Annotated in this window: 16 protein-coding genes; 2 read left to right on the top strand and 14 right to left on the bottom strand. The window is 69.9% G+C overall.

Annotated features, from left to right (window positions below):
• Window positions 1–4: 4 nt before the first annotated feature.
• The 11 genes from pcaF to E6C72_RS27785 all read right to left on the bottom strand — a co-directional run bounded on the left by pcaF (window position 5) and on the right by E6C72_RS27785 (window position 10,775).
• The gene (pcaF, locus tag E6C72_RS27835) at window positions 5–1,213 is read right to left on the bottom strand and encodes a 3-oxoadipyl-CoA thiolase (RefSeq protein ID WP_109085890.1); all 1,209 of its coding nucleotides are present in this window, start codon (window positions 1,211–1,213) and stop codon (window positions 5–7) included.
• A complete protein-coding gene (gene paaI / locus E6C72_RS27830; protein ID WP_109085891.1) occupies window positions 1,206–1,664 on the bottom strand; it encodes a hydroxyphenylacetyl-CoA thioesterase PaaI in 459 nt (152 codons plus the stop codon). The genes pcaF and paaI overlap by 8 nt, the downstream gene beginning before the upstream one ends.
• A complete protein-coding gene (paaH, locus tag E6C72_RS27825; protein ID WP_109085892.1) occupies window positions 1,661–3,325 on the bottom strand; it encodes a 3-hydroxyacyl-CoA dehydrogenase PaaH in 1,665 nt (554 codons plus the stop codon). Before paaH ends, paaI begins: the two co-directional genes overlap by 4 nt.
• Window positions 3,325–4,116: a 2-(1,2-epoxy-1,2-dihydrophenyl)acetyl-CoA isomerase PaaG gene (paaG, locus tag E6C72_RS27820; RefSeq protein WP_109085893.1), complete on the bottom strand. Its 792-nt coding sequence runs from the start codon at window positions 4,114–4,116 to the stop codon at window positions 3,325–3,327. The genes paaH and paaG overlap by 1 nt, the downstream gene beginning before the upstream one ends.
• A complete protein-coding gene (gene paaN, locus E6C72_RS27815; protein ID WP_109085894.1) occupies window positions 4,113–5,792 on the bottom strand; it encodes a phenylacetic acid degradation protein PaaN in 1,680 nt (559 codons plus the stop codon). Before paaN ends, paaG begins: the two co-directional genes overlap by 4 nt.
• A gap of 40 nt (window positions 5,793–5,832) precedes the next feature.
• A complete protein-coding gene (gene paaE / locus E6C72_RS27810) occupies window positions 5,833–6,912 on the bottom strand; it encodes a 1,2-phenylacetyl-CoA epoxidase subunit PaaE (RefSeq protein WP_109085895.1) in 1,080 nt (359 codons plus the stop codon).
• 44 nt (window positions 6,913–6,956) lie between these two features.
• Window positions 6,957–7,478, bottom strand: a complete 522-nt coding sequence (paaD, locus tag E6C72_RS27805; RefSeq protein ID WP_109085896.1) for a 1,2-phenylacetyl-CoA epoxidase subunit PaaD — start codon at window positions 7,476–7,478, stop codon at window positions 6,957–6,959.
• A gap of 7 nt (window positions 7,479–7,485) precedes the next feature.
• Window positions 7,486–8,250 carry a 1,2-phenylacetyl-CoA epoxidase subunit PaaC gene (paaC, locus tag E6C72_RS27800; RefSeq protein ID WP_109085897.1) on the bottom strand — a complete coding sequence of 255 codons (765 nt, stop codon included), beginning with the start codon at window positions 8,248–8,250 and terminating at the stop codon, window positions 7,486–7,488.
• Between the two features lie 15 nt (window positions 8,251–8,265).
• Window positions 8,266–8,553 (bottom strand): 1,2-phenylacetyl-CoA epoxidase subunit PaaB, encoded by a 288-nt coding sequence (paaB, locus tag E6C72_RS27795; RefSeq protein ID WP_109085898.1) that lies wholly within the window; start codon window positions 8,551–8,553, stop codon window positions 8,266–8,268.
• A 38-nt stretch (window positions 8,554–8,591) separates the two neighbouring features.
• Complete coding sequence (paaA, locus tag E6C72_RS27790) at window positions 8,592–9,605, bottom strand: 1,2-phenylacetyl-CoA epoxidase subunit PaaA (protein WP_109085899.1); 1,014 nt, start codon at window positions 9,603–9,605, stop codon at window positions 8,592–8,594.
• A gap of 345 nt (window positions 9,606–9,950) precedes the next feature.
• The gene (locus E6C72_RS27785) at window positions 9,951–10,775 is read right to left on the bottom strand and encodes a Crp/Fnr family transcriptional regulator (protein ID WP_109085900.1); all 825 of its coding nucleotides are present in this window, start codon (window positions 10,773–10,775) and stop codon (window positions 9,951–9,953) included.
• Window positions 10,776–11,076: 301 nt separating this feature from the next.
• On the opposite strand from E6C72_RS27785, the gene E6C72_RS32665 reads away from it, so the two are divergent.
• Entirely contained in the window at window positions 11,077–11,295 is a 219-nt protein-coding gene (locus tag E6C72_RS32665; protein ID WP_136700860.1) for a hypothetical protein, read from the top strand.
• A gap of 45 nt (window positions 11,296–11,340) precedes the next feature.
• Here the strand turns inward: E6C72_RS32665 and E6C72_RS27775 are convergent, their stop codons facing one another.
• The 3 genes from E6C72_RS27775 to E6C72_RS27765 form a co-directional block, all read right to left on the bottom strand.
• On the bottom strand, window positions 11,341–13,638 hold the full coding sequence (locus tag E6C72_RS27775; RefSeq protein ID WP_109085902.1) for an ATP-binding protein: 2,298 nt from the start codon (window positions 13,636–13,638) through the stop codon (window positions 11,341–11,343).
• 6 nt (window positions 13,639–13,644) lie between these two features.
• A complete protein-coding gene (locus E6C72_RS27770) occupies window positions 13,645–14,739 on the bottom strand; it encodes an ABC transporter substrate-binding protein (protein ID WP_109086031.1) in 1,095 nt (364 codons plus the stop codon).
• A 373-nt stretch (window positions 14,740–15,112) separates the two neighbouring features.
• Window positions 15,113–15,538, bottom strand: a complete 426-nt coding sequence (locus tag E6C72_RS27765; protein ID WP_109085903.1) for an OsmC family protein — start codon at window positions 15,536–15,538, stop codon at window positions 15,113–15,115.
• A 337-nt stretch (window positions 15,539–15,875) separates the two neighbouring features.
• Between E6C72_RS27765 and E6C72_RS27760 the strand changes: the two genes are divergently transcribed.
• Entirely contained in the window at window positions 15,876–17,876 is a 2,001-nt protein-coding gene (locus E6C72_RS27760) for a methyl-accepting chemotaxis protein (RefSeq protein ID WP_109085904.1), read from the top strand.
• Window position 17,877 lies beyond the last annotated feature (1 nt).

The following is a 17,877-nucleotide window of genomic DNA, read 5'->3' as shown; positions in this document are numbered from 1 at the left end:
CCGTTCAGACCCGCTCCACCATCATGGCGATGCCCTGGCCGACGCCGATGCACATGGTGCAGAGCGCGCGGGTCGCCTTGCGGTCCTCCAGCTCCATCACCGCGCTGGCGACCAGACGGGTGCCGCTGGCGCCCAGCGGATGGCCGAGCGCGATGGCGCCGCCGTTGGGGTTCACATGCTCGGCATCGTCGGGCAGGCCCAGCATGCGCAGCACGGCGAGACCCTGGGCGGCGAAGGCCTCGTTCAGCTCGATCACGTCGACGTCGCCGATGGACAGGCCGAGGCGGGCCAGCAGCTTCTGCGTCGCCGGGGCCGGGCCGATGCCCATCACGCGCGGCGCCACGCCGGCCACCGCGGTGCCGACGACGCGCGCGCGCGGGGTCAGGCCGTAGCGCTTCACGGCCTCGGCCGATGCCACGATCACCGCGGCGGCGCCGTCATTGACGCCCGAGGCATTGCCGGCGGTGACGCTGCCGCCCTCCTTGCGGAAGGGGGTGGAGAGCTTGGCCAGCGCCTCCAGCGTGGTGTCGGGGCGCAGATGCTCATCGGCGGCGATCACCGTCGGCTCGCCCTTGCGGAGCGGGATGGCGACCGGGACGATCTCGCGGGCGAGGCGGCCGGACTCCTGGGCACGGCCGGCGCGCTGCTGGCTGCGGACGGCGAAGGCGTCCTGGTCGGCGCGGGAGATGCCGTAGTCGGCGGCGACGTTCTCCGCCGTCTCCGGCATGCTGTCGATGCCGAACCTCGCCTTCATCAGCGGATTGACGAAGCGCCAGCCGATGGTGGTGTCGAAGATCTCGGCCTGACGGGAGAAGGCGCTGTCGGACTTGCCCATGACGAAGGGGGCGCGGGTCATGCTCTCGACGCCGCCGGCGACGATCAGGTCGGCCTCGCCCGCCTTGATGGCGCGGGCGGCCATGCCGATGCTGTCCATGCCGGAGCCGCACAGGCGGTTGACCGTGGTGCCGGGCACCGTCTCGGGCAGGCCCGCCAGCAGGGCCGCCATGCGGGCGACGTTGCGGTTGTCCTCGCCAGCCTGGTTGGCGCAGCCGAGGATCACGTCGTCGACGGCGGACCATTCGACGCCGGGGTTGCGCTCCATCAAGGCGCGGAGCGGCACGGCGGCGAGGTCGTCCGGGCGCACCGGGGCCAGCCCGCCGCCGTAGCGGCCGAAGGGGGTGCGGACGGCGTCGCAGATGTAGGCTTCACGCATGGGAGGCTCCGGGAACGGGGATGACGCTGCCGGCGAGGCGCGCCGACTGGCCGCGGAACAGGCCGACCACCGTGCCGTCCTGGTTGGTGACGGTGACGTCGTAGACGCCGGAGCGGCCGCGCTTGTGCACCTCGCGGCATTCGGCGGTCAGCAGATCGCCCAGCCTGGCCGGAGCCGGGAAGGTGATGGAGCAGCCGGCCGCCACCGTCACCTCGTTGGCCGCGTTGCAGGCATAGGCGAAGGCGGTGTCGGCCAGGGTGAAGGTCATGCCGCCATGGCCGATGTCGTGGCCGTTGACCATGTCCTTGCGCACGGTCATCGCCATGCGGGCATAGCCGGGGGCGATCTCCAGCAGCTCGATGCCGTGGGCCTGGGCGCAATGGTCGCGCTCGTACATGCCGCGGCCGACCGCTTCGGCGAGGGATTGGGGGGTGTCGGGAGCGGTGGTCATGCGGAAAGCTCCTTACCCCCTCTCCCCCCCGGGGAGAGGGTTGGGGTGAGGGGGATGCGCGGCGTGGAGTCGGTGGTGGCGCCGGGGTTTCCGCTGCTTGGGAAGCCACGCGGTGGGACCCCCTCACCCTGACCCTCTCCCCGGGGGGGAGAGGGGATACGGGATGCGGCGATGCGGCGACGCAAAAGCGCCGACGCGCGGTAACGGTCCTCACCATAGGTGCGGGCCAGCGCGTCGAGCACGGCCAGCACATGGGGCAGGCCGATGCGGTCGGCCCAGGCCAGCGGCCCCAGCGGGTAGTTCACGCCCTTGGTCATCGCGATGTCGATGTCGGCGGCGCTGGCGACCCCCTGCATCGCCGCGTCCGCCGCCTCGCTGGCGAGCATGGCGACGGTGCGCATCACCACCAGACCAGGGGCGTCGTCGATCACCGACACCGTCTTGCCAAGCGCCTGGAACAGCCCGGCGGCAACCGCGACCGCGTCCGCAGGCGTGCCGTCGGCGGGGGCCAACGCCATGCGGGTCGCCTTGGCGTAATCCAGCGCGAGGTCGAACAGCACCAAGGGCGCGATGCCGTCCTCCGCCGCGCGGGCGGTGGCGGTACGGCCGTCGGTCAGGGCGAGCGTGACGCCGTCCACCAGCAGCACGCCGCTGCCGGCGGTCTCCTCCACCGCGATGCCGGCCTCGCGCAGCAGCCCGATCAGCGCCGCGGCAGGGCCGAGGTCGCCTTGCACCAGCACGCGATCAGGTTTGGCTGCCGGTTCGGCGTTGCGCGGCATCGGCTTGGCGGCGCCGGGGCTATGGTCGTAGAAGCCGCGGCCGGTCTTGCGGCCGAGACGGCCGGCCTCGACCAGCTCCTGCTGGATCAGCGAGGGCTGGAAGCGCGGGTCGCCGAAATAGGCGGCGTGGACCAAGCGGGTGACGGCGAAGTTCACGTCATGGCCGATCAGGTCCATCAGCTCGAACGGCCCCATGCGGAAGCCGCCGGCCTCGCGGGCGACGGCGTCGATGGTGGCGGGATCGGCGGCCTGCTCCTGCACCAGACGCAGCCCTTCGGCGTAGAAGGGGCGGGCGACCCGGTTGACGATGAAGCCGGGGGTGGAGCGGCAGCGCACCGGACTCTTGCCCCACGCCTTGGCCGTGTCGAACAGCGTATCGAGCACCGCCGCATCGGTGGCGAGGCCGCTGACGATCTCCACCAGCGCCATCAGCGGCGCCGGATTGAAGAAATGCAGCCCGGCCAGCCGCTCCGGCCGCCGCACCCCGGCGCCGATGGCGGTGACCGACAGCGACGAGGTGTTGGTGGCGAGGATGGCGTCCTCGTCGACGATGCCTTCCAGCTCGGCGAACAGGCGGCGCTTGACGTCGAGATCCTCGACGATGGCCTCCACCACCAGACCGGCGGGGGCGAGGTCGGACAGGCCGTTCACCGCGCGCAGCCGGTCGACGGTGGCGTCGCGTTCCGCCGCCGTGCGCTTGCCCTTCTCGACCAGCGCGGTCAGCGCCCGGGCGATGGACTCGACGGCGGCCTGCGCGGCACCGGGACGGGTGTCGACCAGCAGGACCGGGTGGCCGGCCTGCGCCGCGACCTGGGCGATGCCCTGGCCCATGGCGCCGGCCCCTACCACCGCGACGGTGACGGAAGGATCGAGCGCCGCCATCACCGCCCCTCGAACTTCGGTGCGCGCTTGCCGACGAAGGCGGCGACGCCCTCGCGATAGTCCTGCGTGCGGCCGGCTTCGCGCTGGAGGTCGCGTTCCAGGTCGAGCTGGGTGTCGAGGTCGTTGTCCAGCGAGACGTTCAGCGCCCGCTTGATAAGGGCAAGGCCGTGCGTCGGCTGGGTGGCGAGCTGGCGGGCCAGCGCCCCGGCCTCCGCCGCCAGCTTGTCGTCATCGACCGCCTTCCAGATCATGCCCCAGGCTTCCGCCTGCTCGGCCGAAAGCTTGTCGCCCAGCATGGCGAGGCCCATGGCGCGGGCATGGCCCACCAGACGCGGCAGGGTCCAGGTGCCGCCGCTGTCGGGGATCAGCCCGATCTTGCAGAAGGCCTGGATGAAGCTGGCCGACCGCGCCGCCAGCACGATGTCGCAGGCCAGCGCGATGTTGGCCCCGGCCCCGGCGGCGACGCCGTTCACCGCGCAGATCACCGGCATCGGCAGCTCGCGGAGCGTGCGGACGAGCGGGTTGTAGTTGGTCTCGATGGACGCGCCGAGGTCCGGCGCCTCCTGCCCCGGCGCCACCGCGCGGTCGGACAAGTCCTGCCCGGCGCAGAAGCCGCGGCCGGCGCCGGTCAGCAGCAGGCAGCGGACGGACTTGTCCTCGCGCACGGCGGCCAGGGCGCCGCGCAGCTCTTCATGCATCGCCGCGGTGAAGCTGTTCAGCCGGTCCGGCCGGTTCAGCGTGACGGTGGCGACGCCGTCGGCGATCTCCAGGAGGATCGTTTTGTCGCTCATTGGGCGGCCTCCAGAACCGGAACGCGGCTCTGCACCACGCGGAAGCGGTTGGCGACGAAGGCGAGGTCGCACAGCGCCGCGTTGGCCGCCGGGTTGGCGCCGGTGCCGTGGAAGTCGCTGAAGGCTGCCGACTGGTTGACGAAGACGCCGCCGGTGAGGTTCACCGACAGGGCGACGCCGGCCTCGACGAACAGGTCGGTCGCCTGCTCGATCAGCTGCGGGTCGGTGCTGTAGAGGCCGGTGGTCAGGGCGCCCTTGGTGCGGGTCAGGCGGGCGGCGCGCTCCAGGCTGTCGGCGGTGCTGTCGGTCTTCACGATGATGGAGATCGGGCCGAACAGCTCATGGCCGTACTTGTCCTCGTCGGCCGCGTCCATGGTCAGGATCAGCGGGGTGCGGATGCGGGCGTCGGGGAATTTCGGATGGGTGATGGCGCGCGAGGGCAGCACGACGGTGCCGAGCTTGGCGGCTTCGTCGATGCGGGCGAGCGTCGCGTCGGACTGGATGGCGCCCAGCACCTCCACCGCACGCTCCGGGTCGGAGAGGAACTTGTCGACGCCGCCGGCCAGCGCCGAGACCACCTGATCGAAGCTCATGCGCTCCGGGCCGGCCTGGATGCCGTCCTTCGGCACGAAGATGACCTGCGTCGTCGTGCACATCTGGCCGGAATAGAGGCTGAGCGTGAAGGCGAGGTTGCGCACCATGCCCTTGGGATCGTCGGTGCTATCGATGACCACCGTGTTGACGCCGGCCTTCTCGGTGTAGACCTGGGCCTGCCGGGCGTTCTGCTCCAGCCAGTCGCCGAAGCCGGTCGAGCCGGTGTAGTCGATCACCGCCACCTCGGGCCGCAGCGCCAGATCCTTGGCGACGGTGTCGCCGATGGCGAGCGTGACGAGGTTGGGGTCGAGCCCGCACTCCGCCAGCACCTCGCGCGCGATCTTCACGGTGATGGCGAGCGGCAGGATGGCGGTCGGGCCGGGCTTCACGATCACCGCATTGCCGGTGACGAGGCTGGCGAACAGGCCGGGATAGCCGTTCCAGGTCGGGAAGGTGGCGCAGCCGATGACCAGCCCGACGCCGCGGCCGACCACCTCGAAGCGCTTGTCCATCACCAGCGGCGGGTTCTTGCCCTGCGGCTTCTCCCAGCGCGCCGCCGGGGACTGGTCGGTCATCGCCTTCCAGCCATAGGCGACAGCCTCCAGCCCGCGGTCCTGGGCGTGCGGGGCGCCGGCCTGGAAAGCCATCATGAAGGCCTGACCGGTGGTGTGCATCACCGCGTTGGCGATCTCGAAGCTGCGCGCGTTGAGCCGCTTCAGGATTTCCAGGCAGACGCCGGCGCGGCCGTTCGGCCCGGCCTTGCGCCAGCCCGGCATCGCCGCCTTGGCAGCATGCACCAGCGCTTCGACGTCCGACACCGGATAGGTGATGCCGAGGTCGAAGCCGAAGGGCGAGCGCTCGCCCCCCGCCGTGCCGGTCACGCCCGGCTGGTCCAGCTCGAAGGGCTTGTCGCGGCAGGCCGCGAAGGCCGCCTCGCCATCCGCCGCCGCCGTCTCGCCATAGGCGCGCGGGCTCGGCATTTCGGGGAAGGCCGACCAATAGACGCGGCTGCGGCAGGCCTCGACGGCCTTCTGCAGCGTCGCCTCGTGCGTCTCGAACAGGCTCTGCGGGGTGCTGGTCATGGCGGGGCGTTCCCTCGTTGTCGTTGTTGGCTGTCTTTGCTCAGGCGGCGTCGAAGTCGATGACGACCCGCTCGGTCAGCGGGCGCGACTGGCAGGTCAGGACATAGCCGGCCTCGACCTCCCACGGCTCCAGCGAGTAGTTCTCGGCCATCTCGACCTTGCCTTCGCGCACCTTGGCGCGGCAGGTGCAGCAGACGCCGGACTTGCAGGAATAGGGCAGGTCGGCCCCATGCCGGTGGGCGGCGTCGAGGATGCTCTCGCCGTCGTAAGGCAGGGTGAATTCCTTGCGCTTGCCGTCCTGGAGGATGGCGATGGTGGCGGCATCGGTGGGGGTGTCGGTCGCCACCTTCCTGACGGCCGGGCGCGCGGCGGTCGTGGTGCCGAACAGCTCGACATGGATGTTGGCGGCCGGCGTGCCGCAGGCGGCCAGCGCGTCGCGCACCTCCTCCACCATCGGCTGGGGGCCGCAGAGGAAGGCGGCGTCGATGTCCTCGGCTTTCAGGGGACCGGCGCACAGCTCGCGCACCAGGGCGGCGCCGATGCGCCCGCCCAGCAGCCCGGCCTCTTCCGGCTCGCGGCTCAGCACATGGTGGATGACCAGCCGGCCGATATAGCGGTTCTTCAAATCCTCCAGCTCTTCCCGGAAGATGATGGAGGAGACGGTGCGGTTGCCGTAGACCAGCACGAAGCGGCTCTTCGGTTCCTGCGCCAGCACGGTCTTCAGGATCGACATCACCGGGGTGATGCCGCTGCCGGCGGCGAAGGCGACGTAGGTGCGGGTGGCCGCCGGGTCGATGGGGGTGTGGAAGCGCCCCATCGGCGTCATCACCTCCAGCACCGCGCCCGGCGCCAACGACTGGTTGGCGTGGGTGGAGAACAGGCCGCCATCGACCTTCTTCACCGCCACGCGCAGCTCGCCGTCCCCAACGCCGGAGCAGATGGAGTAGGAGCGCCGCACCTCCTCGTCGCCGATGCGGGTCTTGAGGGTGAGATACTGGCCCTGGACGAAGCGGAAGCGGTCGGCGAGATCGGCCGGCACGTCGAAGGCGATCGACACGGTGTCCGCGGTCTCCCGCCGGCACTCGCGGATGGTCAGCGGGTGGAAGCTGGGGCTGGTCATGGGGTCCGTCCTTGCGGCGCGGAGGGGTGCTCCGCCGAAGCCGCTCAATGGCATTTGAACACGTCGAACGGTTCGAGGCAGGCGTTGCAGGCGTGCAGCGCCTTGCAGGCGGTGGAGCCGAAGCGGCTGATCTGGCGGGTGTCCTGCGATCCGCAGCGCGGGCAGGCGATCACCTCGTCCGGTGCGGTCAGGGCGCGCTTGCCGGACGCCGGCGGCGGGACGATGCCGACCTCGGCCAGCTTTTCCCGGCCGGCGTCGCTGATCCAGTCGGTTGTCCAGGGCGGGGCGATCACCACCGACACCCGGGCGTCGAGGCGCGCGCGGGCCAGCGCGGTTTCCGCCTCCAGCACGATGACGTTGGTGGCGGGGCAGCCGGAATAGGTCGGGGTCAGCGCCACCGACAGCCGGCCTTCCGCGTCCGCCGAGACGGCGCGGACGATGCCGAGATCGACGATGCTCAGCACCGGGATCTCCGGATCCATCACCCCGGCCAGCGCATCCCAGGCGGCCTTCACGACCGCATCGGCGCCCGGTTCCGGTCCCCAGCAGCCCGCTGCATCCGGCATGGCATCCTCACCAGGTCGCGTCGGGATAGGCGCGCGGCAGGAACTGCATCTCGGCCAGCAGATAGCCCAGATGCTCGCTGTGCTCGCCCCGGCGGCCGCCCTTCTGCATCCAGCCGTCGGCCGGACGGTCGAGCGTGGCGTCATTCAGCACCGCCTCGACGCGGGCGGTCCAGGCCGCCTTCAGTTCGGCCGGGTCGGGGACGATGCCGGCGGCGACCAGCGCCTGTTCGGCCTCGTCACGCTCGAACATTTCGCCAGTGTAGGGCCAGAGCCGGCCCAGCGCGTCTGCGACCTTGGCGTGGCTGACGTCGGTGCCGTCGCCCAGCCGCACCAGCCAGTCGCCGCTGTGGCGGAAATGGTAGCGCACCTCCTTCACCGCCTTGGCGGCGATGCCGGCCAGCGTCTCGTCCTTGGAGGCGCAGAGCCGCTCATACAGCTCCACCGCACAGGCGTCGTGCAGGAACTGGCGGACGATGGTGTGACCGAAGTCGCGGTTGGGCTGCTCGACCAGCAGGTGGTTGCGGTAGTCGAAGACGTCGCGCCGGTAGGCGAGGCGGTCCTCGTCACGGCCCTTGCCCTCCAGCTCGCCGGCATAGGTCAGCAGCATACGGGCATGGCCGACGAGGTCGAGCGCGACGTTGGTCAGCGCGATGTCCTCTTCCAGCTCCGGCGCATGGCCGCACCATTCCGACAGCCGGTGCCCCAGCACCAGCGAGGTGTCGCCCAGCCGCAGCGCGTAGCCGAACAGGGCCTCCTTGAGATCCGTGCTCATCAGATGTTCTTCCGGCTAGATATTTTTGACGTCTGCGGGGATGTCGTAGAAGGTTGGATGGCGGTAGATTTTGTCGTCGGCCGGGTCGAACAGGCTGGCCTTTTCCGCCGGGTCGGACGCGGCGATGCTGGATGCTGGGACCGCCCAGATGCTGACGCCCTCGCCGCGACGGGTGTAGACGTCGCGGGCATTGTCCAGCGCCATGCGGGCATCGGCGGCGTGCAGGCTGCCGACATGCTTGTGCGACAACCCGTTCTTCGGCCGGATGAAGATCTCGAACAGCGGCCAGTCCTTGCGGTCCATAGTCGGATCCTTCACGTCTCTTCCCTCGGATTCTTTGGTCAGCCGGCCTTCTTCAGGGCGCGCTGCTTGCGTTTGGCGGCATGGGCGACGGCGGCCTCGCGCACCCAGGCGCCGTCGTCCCACGCCTTGCGGCGGGCCTCGATGCGCTCGCGGTTGCAGGGGCCGTTGCCCTTCAGGATCTCGTTGAACTCGGTCCAGTCGATGGCGCCGAATTCGTAATGGCCGGTCCCGGCGTTGAAGCGCAGTTCGGGGTCCGGGATGGTCAGGCCGAGGAACTCGGCCTGCGGGACCGTGGCGTCGACGAAGCGCTGGCGCAGCTCGTCATTGGAGAAGCGCTTGATCTTCCAGGCCATGTTTTGTGCGGAGTGGGCCGACTGCTCGTCCGACGGGCCGAACATCATCAGCGACGGCCACCACCAGCGGTTCAGCGCGTCCTGCGCCATCCGCTTCTGCTCCGCGGTGCCCTGTGCCAGCGCGAGCATCAGCTCGTAGCCCTGGCGCTGGTGGAAGCTCTCCTCACGGCAGATGCGGACCATGGCGCGGGCGTAGGGCCCGTAGGAGCAGCGGCAGAGCGGCACCTGATTCATGATCGCCGCGCCGTCGACCAGCCAGCCGATGGCGCCGATGTCTGCCCAGGTCGGGGTCGGATAGTTGAAGATGCTGGAATATTTGGCCTTGCCCGACAGCAGCTGGCCGATCAGCTCGTCGCGCGACACGCCCAATGTCTCGGCGGCGCTGTAGAGATAGAGGCCGTGCCCGCCCTCGTCCTGCACCTTCGCCAGCAGGGCCACCTTGCGGCGCAGCGTCGGCGCGCGGGTGATCCAGTTCCCTTCCGGCAGCATGCCGACGATTTCCGAATGGGCGTGCTGCGAGATCTGGCGGACCAGCGTGCGGCGGTAGCCCTCCGGCATCCAGTCGCGCGGCTCGATCTTCTCCTCGGCGTCGACGCGCTCCTGGAAGCGGCCCTGGAGAGCGGCTTCCTGCTCCGTCACCAGCCGGGGAGACGGTTGAGCGCCCTGCTCGGTCTTGGCATCCAAACCCTGCGTGTACATCGGCATCCCCGAGATGGATTGCGCGTCCAGCGAACATTTGCTGAGGGAAAAATATGATACAGATCAAAGACTGTAAAGCAGAATTATGTGTCGCTTTCCGGATGAAGCGGCGGATCTCGTGAATGTTTAATTAAAACAATGGATTGTGCTGACAGGCCCGTGCCAATGTCCGCGTGGGTGTCCCCTGGAAACGGACATGCCAAGGCTTTCGCCGATACACGGGCGGCGCGGTTTTGCGGAATTTGTGCAACGCGGAAATGGTGGAGAGACGGGGGAGAGGCGCTGCCGCAGGGATGACTGACAGGAGCGGTCAGAGAATCCTCTCACCCTCTGGGGAAAGGGGTCCTACGCCTTCGCGCGGCCTTCGCCGTCGCGGCTGGTGCCGTTCTGGTGGTGGGCGACCGAGAAGGCGCGTTCCAGGCGGCGGGGCGCACGGATCAGATGCAGGTACAGCTCGTCGAACTGGCCGACGGAGGCGAGCTGGCGCACGTCGTTGACGGTGATGCGCTGGCCGTTCAGCTCGATCAGCCCGCTGTCACGCAGGCGCCGCAGGGTGCGGTTGATGTGGACGATGCTGAGCCCCAGCGCGTCGGCAAGGATCTCCTGCGTCACCGGCAGCACGAAATGGCCGTCGGTCACCATGTTGACGATGCTGAGGCGGCGCAGAAGTTCGACCAGCAGATGGGCGGTGCGCTCCAGCGCGGTGCGGCGGCCCAGGCTGAGCAGCCGTTCGGCGACGATCGCCTCCTCCCGCGCGCCGGACCAGGCCAGTGCCGCGGCAAGGCGGGGGAAGGAGCGGAACAGTTCGCCGATCCGTTCGGGCGGAAAGCTCGCCACCTCGACCGGGGTCAGGGTGGTGACGCTGTGGTCGGCGGATTCGAACAATGTGCAATACATGCCGATGATGTCGCCGGGCAGGACGAAGTTCACGACCTGACGCCGGCCGTCGGGCAAGGCCTTGTGACGGATCGCCCAGCCTTCCCGCATGATCCGCACGTCCCGATATCTTTCACCCTGTTGGAGAAGATCGGTGCGCGGTGGCTCGCGAGCGATCGTCCTTTCCAGATCGGCAAGGTACATCTTTTCCTCATCCGACAGGACGAGGTAGCTGCTCAATTTGAGCCACAATGGAGTGGGGTCGAGGGCGCGGCTCGCCGGGGCGCGAGTCATGGTCGTCTCTTTGCCTTCTTTGTCCTAATATTGGCGTTTCGATAAACGCGCGCGCCGTTGAACCGGTTCCGCATGGTCTCGAACGTTTAGGGTTTTCGGCGAAGGCGGCCACAACATAGGTTAATTGACTAAACTTTTTTCTCGAACGGCCTGTGACGCGCGGCCGAGCTTCGTGTTGTTCCCTATGCAATTGGGCTTATCGGCAAGACGGCTCCGGCAGGAGCCGGGCCAGCAGTTGCCGGGCGTAACGGACATCCAGTAAGCGGGGGGCATGATGACGGCGGAGGATGGGGCGGCGGGTATGGCCGCTCTTTCGATTTGTGAGTCGCTGGTGATCGCCATGGTCGAAAAGGGCCTCCTCACGGCGGAGGAGGCGCGGGGCGTGCTGGAGGATGCGGCGGCTGCCCATCTGCGTCAGGAAACGCCGGGATTGGTGAACGGGCGTCAGGAGCTGGCGGTGCGCGCCATCGAACGGCTGGTCCTGCAGGTGGATGCCGCCGGACAAGTCAGCCGCGGGTAACCTGAACGGCGGGCCGGATTGCGCCGGCTCGCTGTCGCTTTCGCGTCAGGTCCGTTCCAGCAGGGCTTCGCTCAACAGCTGCGCCACCTCCTTGGCGGCGATCGGCTTGTGCAGGATGCGATAGCCGCTGGCCTCGGCATCGGCGATGCGTTCCGGCGCGGTGTCGCCGGTCAGCACCACGCTGGTCGGAACCGCGAAGCCGCGGTCGCGCAGGGCGGCCTCGACCGCATGGATGGCTTCCAGGCCGGTGGCCCCGGCCTCCAGCCGGTAATCGGCGATCACCAGATCGGGCGGACGGTCCTGGTCGCGCAGCAGGCGCAGCGCATGGCCGGCGCTGTCGGCCGGCGTCGCCCGCCAGCCGAAATCCTCGATCAGCAGGGTCAGCCCTTCGCGGACCAGCGGGTCGTCATCGATGACCAGAGCGGTGCCGCGCCCCGGTTCCGGCGCCTGTTCCGCCGGCATGGATGCCGCCGGCGCCTCGATGGCCGTCAGCGCCGGAGTGGGGATTTCCAGCGTGAAGCAGGACCCCTTGTTCGGCCGGGAGGCGACATGCACGCGGTATCCCAGCAGCCGCGCCAGCCGGTCGACGATGGCCAGCCCCAGCCCCAGCCCCTTGCCGCGGTCGCGGGTGGGGTTGGAGACCTGATAGAATTCGTGGAAGATCCGCTCCAGATGTTCGGGCGGGATGCCGATGCCGGTGTCGTAGACCTGGATGCGCAGGACCCCGCGGGCATGGCGGCAGCCCAGCAGGATGCGGCCATGGTCGGTGTAGCGCAGCGCGTTCTCCACCAGATTGCGGATGATCCGCTCCAGCAATGCCGCGTCGGCGTTCAGGGTCATGCCGGTGGGAACGCTGCGGAAGGCCACCCCCTTTTCCGCCGCGCGCAGGCGGTATTCGCCCTCCAGCCGCGCGAAGATGGTGCCGAGCGATACGGCCTGGACGTTGGGCGACACCGTGCCGGCATCCAGCTTCGAGATGTCGAGGATGGCGTCGAGCAGGCGGCAGAGCGCGTCCATCGACGCCTCGATGCTGCCGACCAGCGCTGCCGCGGGGTGGTCGCCCAGCCGGATCGCCAGTGCCGAGGTCAGCAGGACCAGCGACTGCACCGGCTGGCGCAGGTCATGGCTGGCCGCGGCCAGGAAATGCGTCTTGGCGGCGTTGGCGCGCTCCGCCACCATCAGCGCCATCACCGCCTCCTGGCGCGAGCGTTCCGCCTCGTTGCGGGCGCTTTCCGCCTCGGCGCGGGCCTGTTCGGCGCGTTCGGCCAGCGTGCGCTGGATGGTGATCTCCTCCGCCGCGCGCATCTCGCGCTCGCGCTGGATGGCGGCGATGTGGTCCAGCATGGCGTTGAAGCCGCGGGCAAGCGCCGAGACCTCGTCGTTGCCGCGCACCTTGGCGCGCTGGCCGGTGAAGCCGTCGGTGGCGATGGCGCCGGCCAGCCGCTCCAGCTCGCGCAGGGAACGCGTCATGTGGTTGCCGACGGCGCGGCTGCCGACATAGATCGCCAGCAGGGCGGCGAGCCCCACCATGCCATAGGCGGGCAGCATCCAGGACAGCAGCGCCGTGGTCGGCGTTCCCGGCGCCTCCAGCCGCAGGGTCAATCCCAGCCGCGCCAGCCGTTCCGGCACGGTCAGCGGCACCGTCACCGCCATCATGTCGGGCGGCACCGGCTGGGGCGGCTCGCTGGCGTAGAGAAGCTCCGCCTCCGGATGCAGGACCAGGGAGTCGAGCGGCACCTTGTAGAGCAGCGCCCCCTCCGGCGAGGGGGTGCGGGAGTAGGCCAGCATTTCCGCCGCCAGCAGGAACTGCGTGTCGCCCTGTCGCACCACGCGGGCCGCCGGCTTGCCGGCGGCGATGGCGGCGCGCAGCCAGGCCATGTCGGCGGGCGCGATGGCGAGCGGGGCGGCATGGCGGCCGTTGTCGGCGATCGGCTCCCCTTCAAAATCGGTGAAGACCAGGGCGACCGGCACGCTGGCGATGTGGTTGAAGCTGCCCAGGAAGGGGATCAGGTAGGTTTCCTTGCCGGCGGAATCGACCAGGGCGGTGGCAAGCACGCTGTTGTTCGCCAGTTCGCGCACCGTCGTGACCAGCGTGTTCAGCAGTCCCTCGGTCTGGCGGGCGGCGAGGCTGGCGTTCGCCTCCACATTGGCATGGTGCTGGCGGGCCAGATGGCGGCTGGACACGACATACAGGCTGGCGCCGATCAGGATGGCGATCAGCACGCCCAGCATCAGCGACACCAGCGCGAAGCGGCGGGCCAGCCGGCCGGAGGTCAGCATCCGCTGGGCGGTGCGCGGGATGGCGCCGTAGGCCGGCGGATCGATGCGGGTGGGATCGGTCATCTGTTCTCAATCCACCGGGACCAGCACGCCGTCGGGGCGGAAGCGGGCCATCAGCAGGTCGTCGGGGCCAAGCGCCTCGTGCCGGCCGGGGGCGAAGGGGTGGTCGAAGTCGCGGGTCACACCCTGATAGGGGCCGACCTGTTCCAGCGCGTCGCGCACGGCGGCGCGGTCGGTGGTGCCGGCGCGGTCGATGGCCAGCGCCAGGATGCGGGTCAGGTCGTAGGCGTGCAGGAAGCCGACCGGCGACACGATGTCCTCCGGCCGGCGGATGCCGAACAGGCGCCCGGCGGTCTCCAGCACCGGGGCCAGCCGGTCCGGCGGGATCCGGAAGGGGCTGACCGTCTGGATCACGGTGAAATCGACCTCCTGCAGGGCCGGTCCGGCCTGTCCGACGAAATCGCCGCCGGTGACGCCCCAATGGCTGAGGATCGGCAGCCGGCGCTGCGGCGGCAGGGCCGCCACCTCGCGCACCAGCACGGCGGCCTCATCGTCGTTGGCGACCAGCAGGATCGCCTGGGCGCCAGCCTCGGCCAGCGCCTGATACTTGTCGATCAGCGAGCGGTCGCGCCAGTTGTACCAGGCGGTGCCGGCCAGTTCCGGAAGCTTGCGGCCGGCGAGATAGCGGTTGGCGGCCTCCAGGTTGGAGCGGCCCCATGCGGTGTTGGTCAGCAGGAGCCCGACGCGGGTCAGGCCGCGGTCGGCGGCGCGTTGCAGCAGGAAGGGCATCGCCAGACCGTCGCGCAGCGACAGGCGGAAGATGTAGTTGGGCTCCATCCCGTTGTTGACGATGGCGTCGGCCGACGACCACGGGGCCAGGAACAGAGTGCGGGTCTGTTCCAGCACCGGCAGCTCCTCGATCACCACCGGACTGAAGCGGCCGCCGAACACGGCGATCAGGTCGGGGATGGTCGCCAGTTCCCGGATGTTCTTGATGCCGCGGGCGGAGATCGAGCGGTGTTCGCGCGTGATCAGCTCCAGCGGCCGGCCGCCCAGCACGCCGCCCTGGCGGTTGATGTCGTCGATGGCGGTCAGGATGCCGCGCTCGATCGCTTCGGCCGAGGTGCTGTTGGTCAGGCCGAATTCCCCGTCCAGCGCCAGCACGACGAACTCCTTGGCGGGCTCCCTGGCGGCTTGCGCGGCAGCCGGCGACGCCGCAAGCGGAAGCGCTGCGGCAATCAGGAAAAGGACCGGCCGGAGGAGGCGAAGGACTGCGAGTGGCATTGACCGTCGTTCGATGGGATCGGCGGACGGAAGAGGGGCTCCCGCGCACGCAACGCGGCACTATGGGTGGGTGGAAGCGGCGGGGTCAATCTGCCCTTCGGCAGAGCAAACCGCGCGGAGGACATGGCCCATGACGGCAGTGGAATGGCCGTTGGGACATGTTGTTATCTGCACCGGCACCCTTGCCGCCGCAGGGGGGCGCCGCCCGGTGGCGGACGGCGTCTCCTGCCTGGACAAAATCAGAGCATCTCGTTCAGAGCAGCTTGGCGGTCAGGCTGATCTGGGTGCCGGCCAGCGCCTTCGACACCGGGCAGTTGGCCTTGGCGCCATTCGCCTGCTCCTGGAAGGTGGCCTCGTCGATGCCGGGGATTTCGGCCTCGCACTCCAGCTCGATCCGGGTGATGGCGAAGCCGGCGCCGGCCTTCTCCAGATGCACCCTGGCGGTGGTGTGGACGCGGGTCGGCGCGTGGCCGGCCTGGGCGAGCCCGGCCGACAGCGCCATCGAGTAGCAGCCGGCATGGGCCGCCGCGATCAGCTCCTCCGGGTTGGTGCCCTGGCCGTTCTCGAAGCGCGACGGGAAGGAATAGCTGCCCTCGAAGGCGCCACTGCCCAGCCGCATCCTGCCGCTGCCCGATTTCAGGTCGCCGCGCCATTCGGCGTCCGATTGCCGCATCGCCATGCCGATGTCTCCTCATTGCCGGTCGGTATCCCTCCGGCCGCCCTTGGCTGACCGGGTTGGTGATGACCTAGGGCCGTGACCGCTGGCCGCCAGCGGCATAGCCGTTTGGGGGGCTGCTTGGGGGCTGTCTGGAAGAGAGGCGCTCATCCGGGGTGCTCCTGCCTATCTATGCGCCAACCGGCCCAGAGCTTGGACAGGCGGGTGCTGAAACTCATCCTTTCATCCTGTCATTTCAGCCGATCGGATGTCGGCCCGCATTTTGCGTCTCGGTCCCTCGGGAGAGGGCTGACTCCAAAGGACCGGCCCTTCCGACTGATTTCCGTGCAGGAGGGCAGCAATGGCCGGGACCGTCTCGAACCGCGATCAGTACGCAGCCGCGCGTTTCGTGCTGGTGACGCGCTTTCGGCGCATGCGGGAGCTGGAACAGCTGCGTGCCGTCTGCGGCATCGTTTCCGCCGTGTCCGGCTTCGTCCATGAGCTCCAGAAGGAGCGGGGATTGTGGAATCTGCGGCTGACCGGCGGCGATGGGCGCGCCGATTCGCAGATCGAGGGCCAGATGGTGCAGTGCCGGCAGCGCCAGCAGGAGATGCTTGCCGCCATGGGCGGGCTCGACCGCATCGCCCATGGTCCGTCCCTGTTCGGCGCCATCCGGCAGGCCCTGGCGGAGGTGGACGCGCTGCCAAGCTTGCGGGAGCGCGCCGGCCGCGGTGAATTGTCGGCACGGGAGATGTTCGCCGCGCTGTGCGTGCTGGTCGGACGACTGCTCGCCATCGTGTCGGCGGCGGCCGAGGCGGTGACCGACCCGGTCGTCTCGCAGGCGCTGATTGCCACCTTCAACCTGATGCAGGGCAAGGAGCAGGCCGGGCAGGAGCGGGCGACCGGCGCCGGCGGGCTGTCGGTCGGCCGGTTCGAGCCGGCGCAGCACCGGCGCTTCCTCGCCCTGATCGCCGCGCAGGAGCGCTGCTTCGGGACGGTGTTCCAGACCGCGACGCCGGTCCGTGCCGCCGCGCTGCGGGGCCTGCTGGCGGATCAGCCCGAGTTCGAGCGGATGCGCATGGCGATCCGCAAGGATGGATTGGCAGGGACCGTCGCCGGGTTTGAGGCGCCGTCCTGGTTCGCCGCCGCCACCCGGCGGATCGACGGGTTGAAAGCCGTGGAGGACGCGCTGGTCGCCGATCTGGAGGCGATCTGCGGGACGGCGCTGGCGGAGGCGCGGCGGGAGTTCGTCCGCCCCTTCGACGGCATGGCGGTGCCGGTGCGGCTGATGATCTGGTGGACGCGCCGCGCTCTGCTGACGGAGGCGCGGCGGGCGGAACGGGTCGGCCGCGCCATGGCGCCGGTGGCCGGCCGGCTGCTGGATTTGCCGGTCACCGGGCCGGCCAACGTGCCGGCCTGGGTGCTGGAGGCCGCGCGGCGCTTTCGCGACGGGCCGGCGGCCACCGCCTCGCTCGCCGATCAGCAGCAGCGCGAGCGGGCGCTGGCCGAGGAGCGGCAGAGCAGCATGGAGGATGCCCTGCACAGCTTCGGCAGCAGCAGCGACGGGGCACTCTCCACCATGACGGCGATGGCCGCCCGCATGCATGACAGTGCAAGCCGGATGTCCGATCTGGCGGGCGAGAACAGCCAGCGGTCACTGAGCATGGCGGGGGCGTCGCGCCAGTCGCTGGACGGTGTGCGGACCGTCGCCACCGCGGCGGAGGAGTTGAGCGCCGCCATCCGCGACATCAACCGCCAGACCGAGGAAAGCCTGCGCATCACCGGTGCCGCGGTGGCGGAGGTGGAAAGCACCGGCGCCATCATCGGCGGCCTTCAGGACGCCGCCAACCAGATCGGCAAGGTGGTGGAACTGATCGCCGGCATCGCCGGCCAGACCAACCTGCTGGCGTTGAACGCCACCATCGAGGCGGCGCGGGCGGGTGAGGCCGGCAAGGGCTTTTCGGTCGTGGCGGGCGAGGTGAAGACGCTGGCCAGCCAGACCGCGCGGGCGACGGAACAGATCGCCGGTCAGGTGACCGGCATCCAGAACGCCGCCCTGGCGGCGGTGGGCACGATCGGCACCATCCGCGGGACCGTCGGCAGCATGAGGGACATCGCCGCCCGCGTCGCCGCCGCGCTGGCCCAGCAGGAGGCGGCCACCGACCGCATCGCCACCACGATCCAGCAGGTCGCAGCGGGCGCTGAAACGGTGTCCGTCATCGTCGACGGCGTCGCCGCGGCGGCCGACGACACCGGTTCCATGGCCGGTCAGGTGCTGGAAGCCGCCCGCGATCTGGACCTGCTGGCGCGCAGCCTGCGCGATGACCTGACGGGGTTCATCGCCACGGTGCGGGCGGCCTGAA

It is taken from the genome of Azospirillum sp. TSH100 (assembly GCF_004923295.1).
Classification (GTDB): domain Bacteria; phylum Pseudomonadota; class Alphaproteobacteria; order Azospirillales; family Azospirillaceae; genus Azospirillum.
Note: the sequence above shows the minus strand (reverse complement) of the source record. Positions and strands in the feature narration are given on the sequence as shown.

Bases quoted from the DNA above. Each gene is read 5' to 3' on its own strand.
- pcaF (WP_109085890.1), bottom strand. From the start codon at position 1,213: ATGCGTGAAGCCTACATCTGCGACGCCGTCCGCACCCCCTTCGGCCGC.
- paaI (WP_109085891.1), bottom strand. From the start codon at position 1,664: ATGACCACCGCTCCCGACACCCCCCAATCCCTCGCCGAAGCGGTCGGC.
- paaH (WP_109085892.1), bottom strand. From the start codon at position 3,325: ATGGCGGCGCTCGATCCTTCCGTCACCGTCGCGGTGGTAGGGGCCGGC.
- paaG (WP_109085893.1), bottom strand. From the start codon at position 4,116: ATGAGCGACAAAACGATCCTCCTGGAGATCGCCGACGGCGTCGCCACC.
- paaN (WP_109085894.1), bottom strand. From the start codon at position 5,792: ATGACCAGCACCCCGCAGAGCCTGTTCGAGACGCACGAGGCGACGCTG.
- paaE (WP_109085895.1), bottom strand. From the start codon at position 6,912: ATGACCAGCCCCAGCTTCCACCCGCTGACCATCCGCGAGTGCCGGCGG.
- paaD (WP_109085896.1), bottom strand. From the start codon at position 7,478: ATGCCGGATGCAGCGGGCTGCTGGGGACCGGAACCGGGCGCCGATGCG.
- paaC (WP_109085897.1), bottom strand. From the start codon at position 8,250: ATGAGCACGGATCTCAAGGAGGCCCTGTTCGGCTACGCGCTGCGGCTG.
- paaB (WP_109085898.1), bottom strand. From the start codon at position 8,553: ATGGACCGCAAGGACTGGCCGCTGTTCGAGATCTTCATCCGGCCGAAG.
- paaA (WP_109085899.1), bottom strand. From the start codon at position 9,605: ATGTACACGCAGGGTTTGGATGCCAAGACCGAGCAGGGCGCTCAACCG.
- E6C72_RS27785 (WP_109085900.1), bottom strand. From the start codon at position 10,775: ATGACTCGCGCCCCGGCGAGCCGCGCCCTCGACCCCACTCCATTGTGG.
- E6C72_RS32665 (WP_136700860.1), top strand. From the start codon at position 11,077: ATGGCCGCTCTTTCGATTTGTGAGTCGCTGGTGATCGCCATGGTCGAA.
- E6C72_RS27775 (WP_109085902.1), bottom strand. From the start codon at position 13,638: ATGACCGATCCCACCCGCATCGATCCGCCGGCCTACGGCGCCATCCCG.
- E6C72_RS27765 (WP_109085903.1), bottom strand. From the start codon at position 15,538: ATGGCGATGCGGCAATCGGACGCCGAATGGCGCGGCGACCTGAAATCG.
- E6C72_RS27760 (WP_109085904.1), top strand. From the start codon at position 15,876: ATGGCCGGGACCGTCTCGAACCGCGATCAGTACGCAGCCGCGCGTTTC.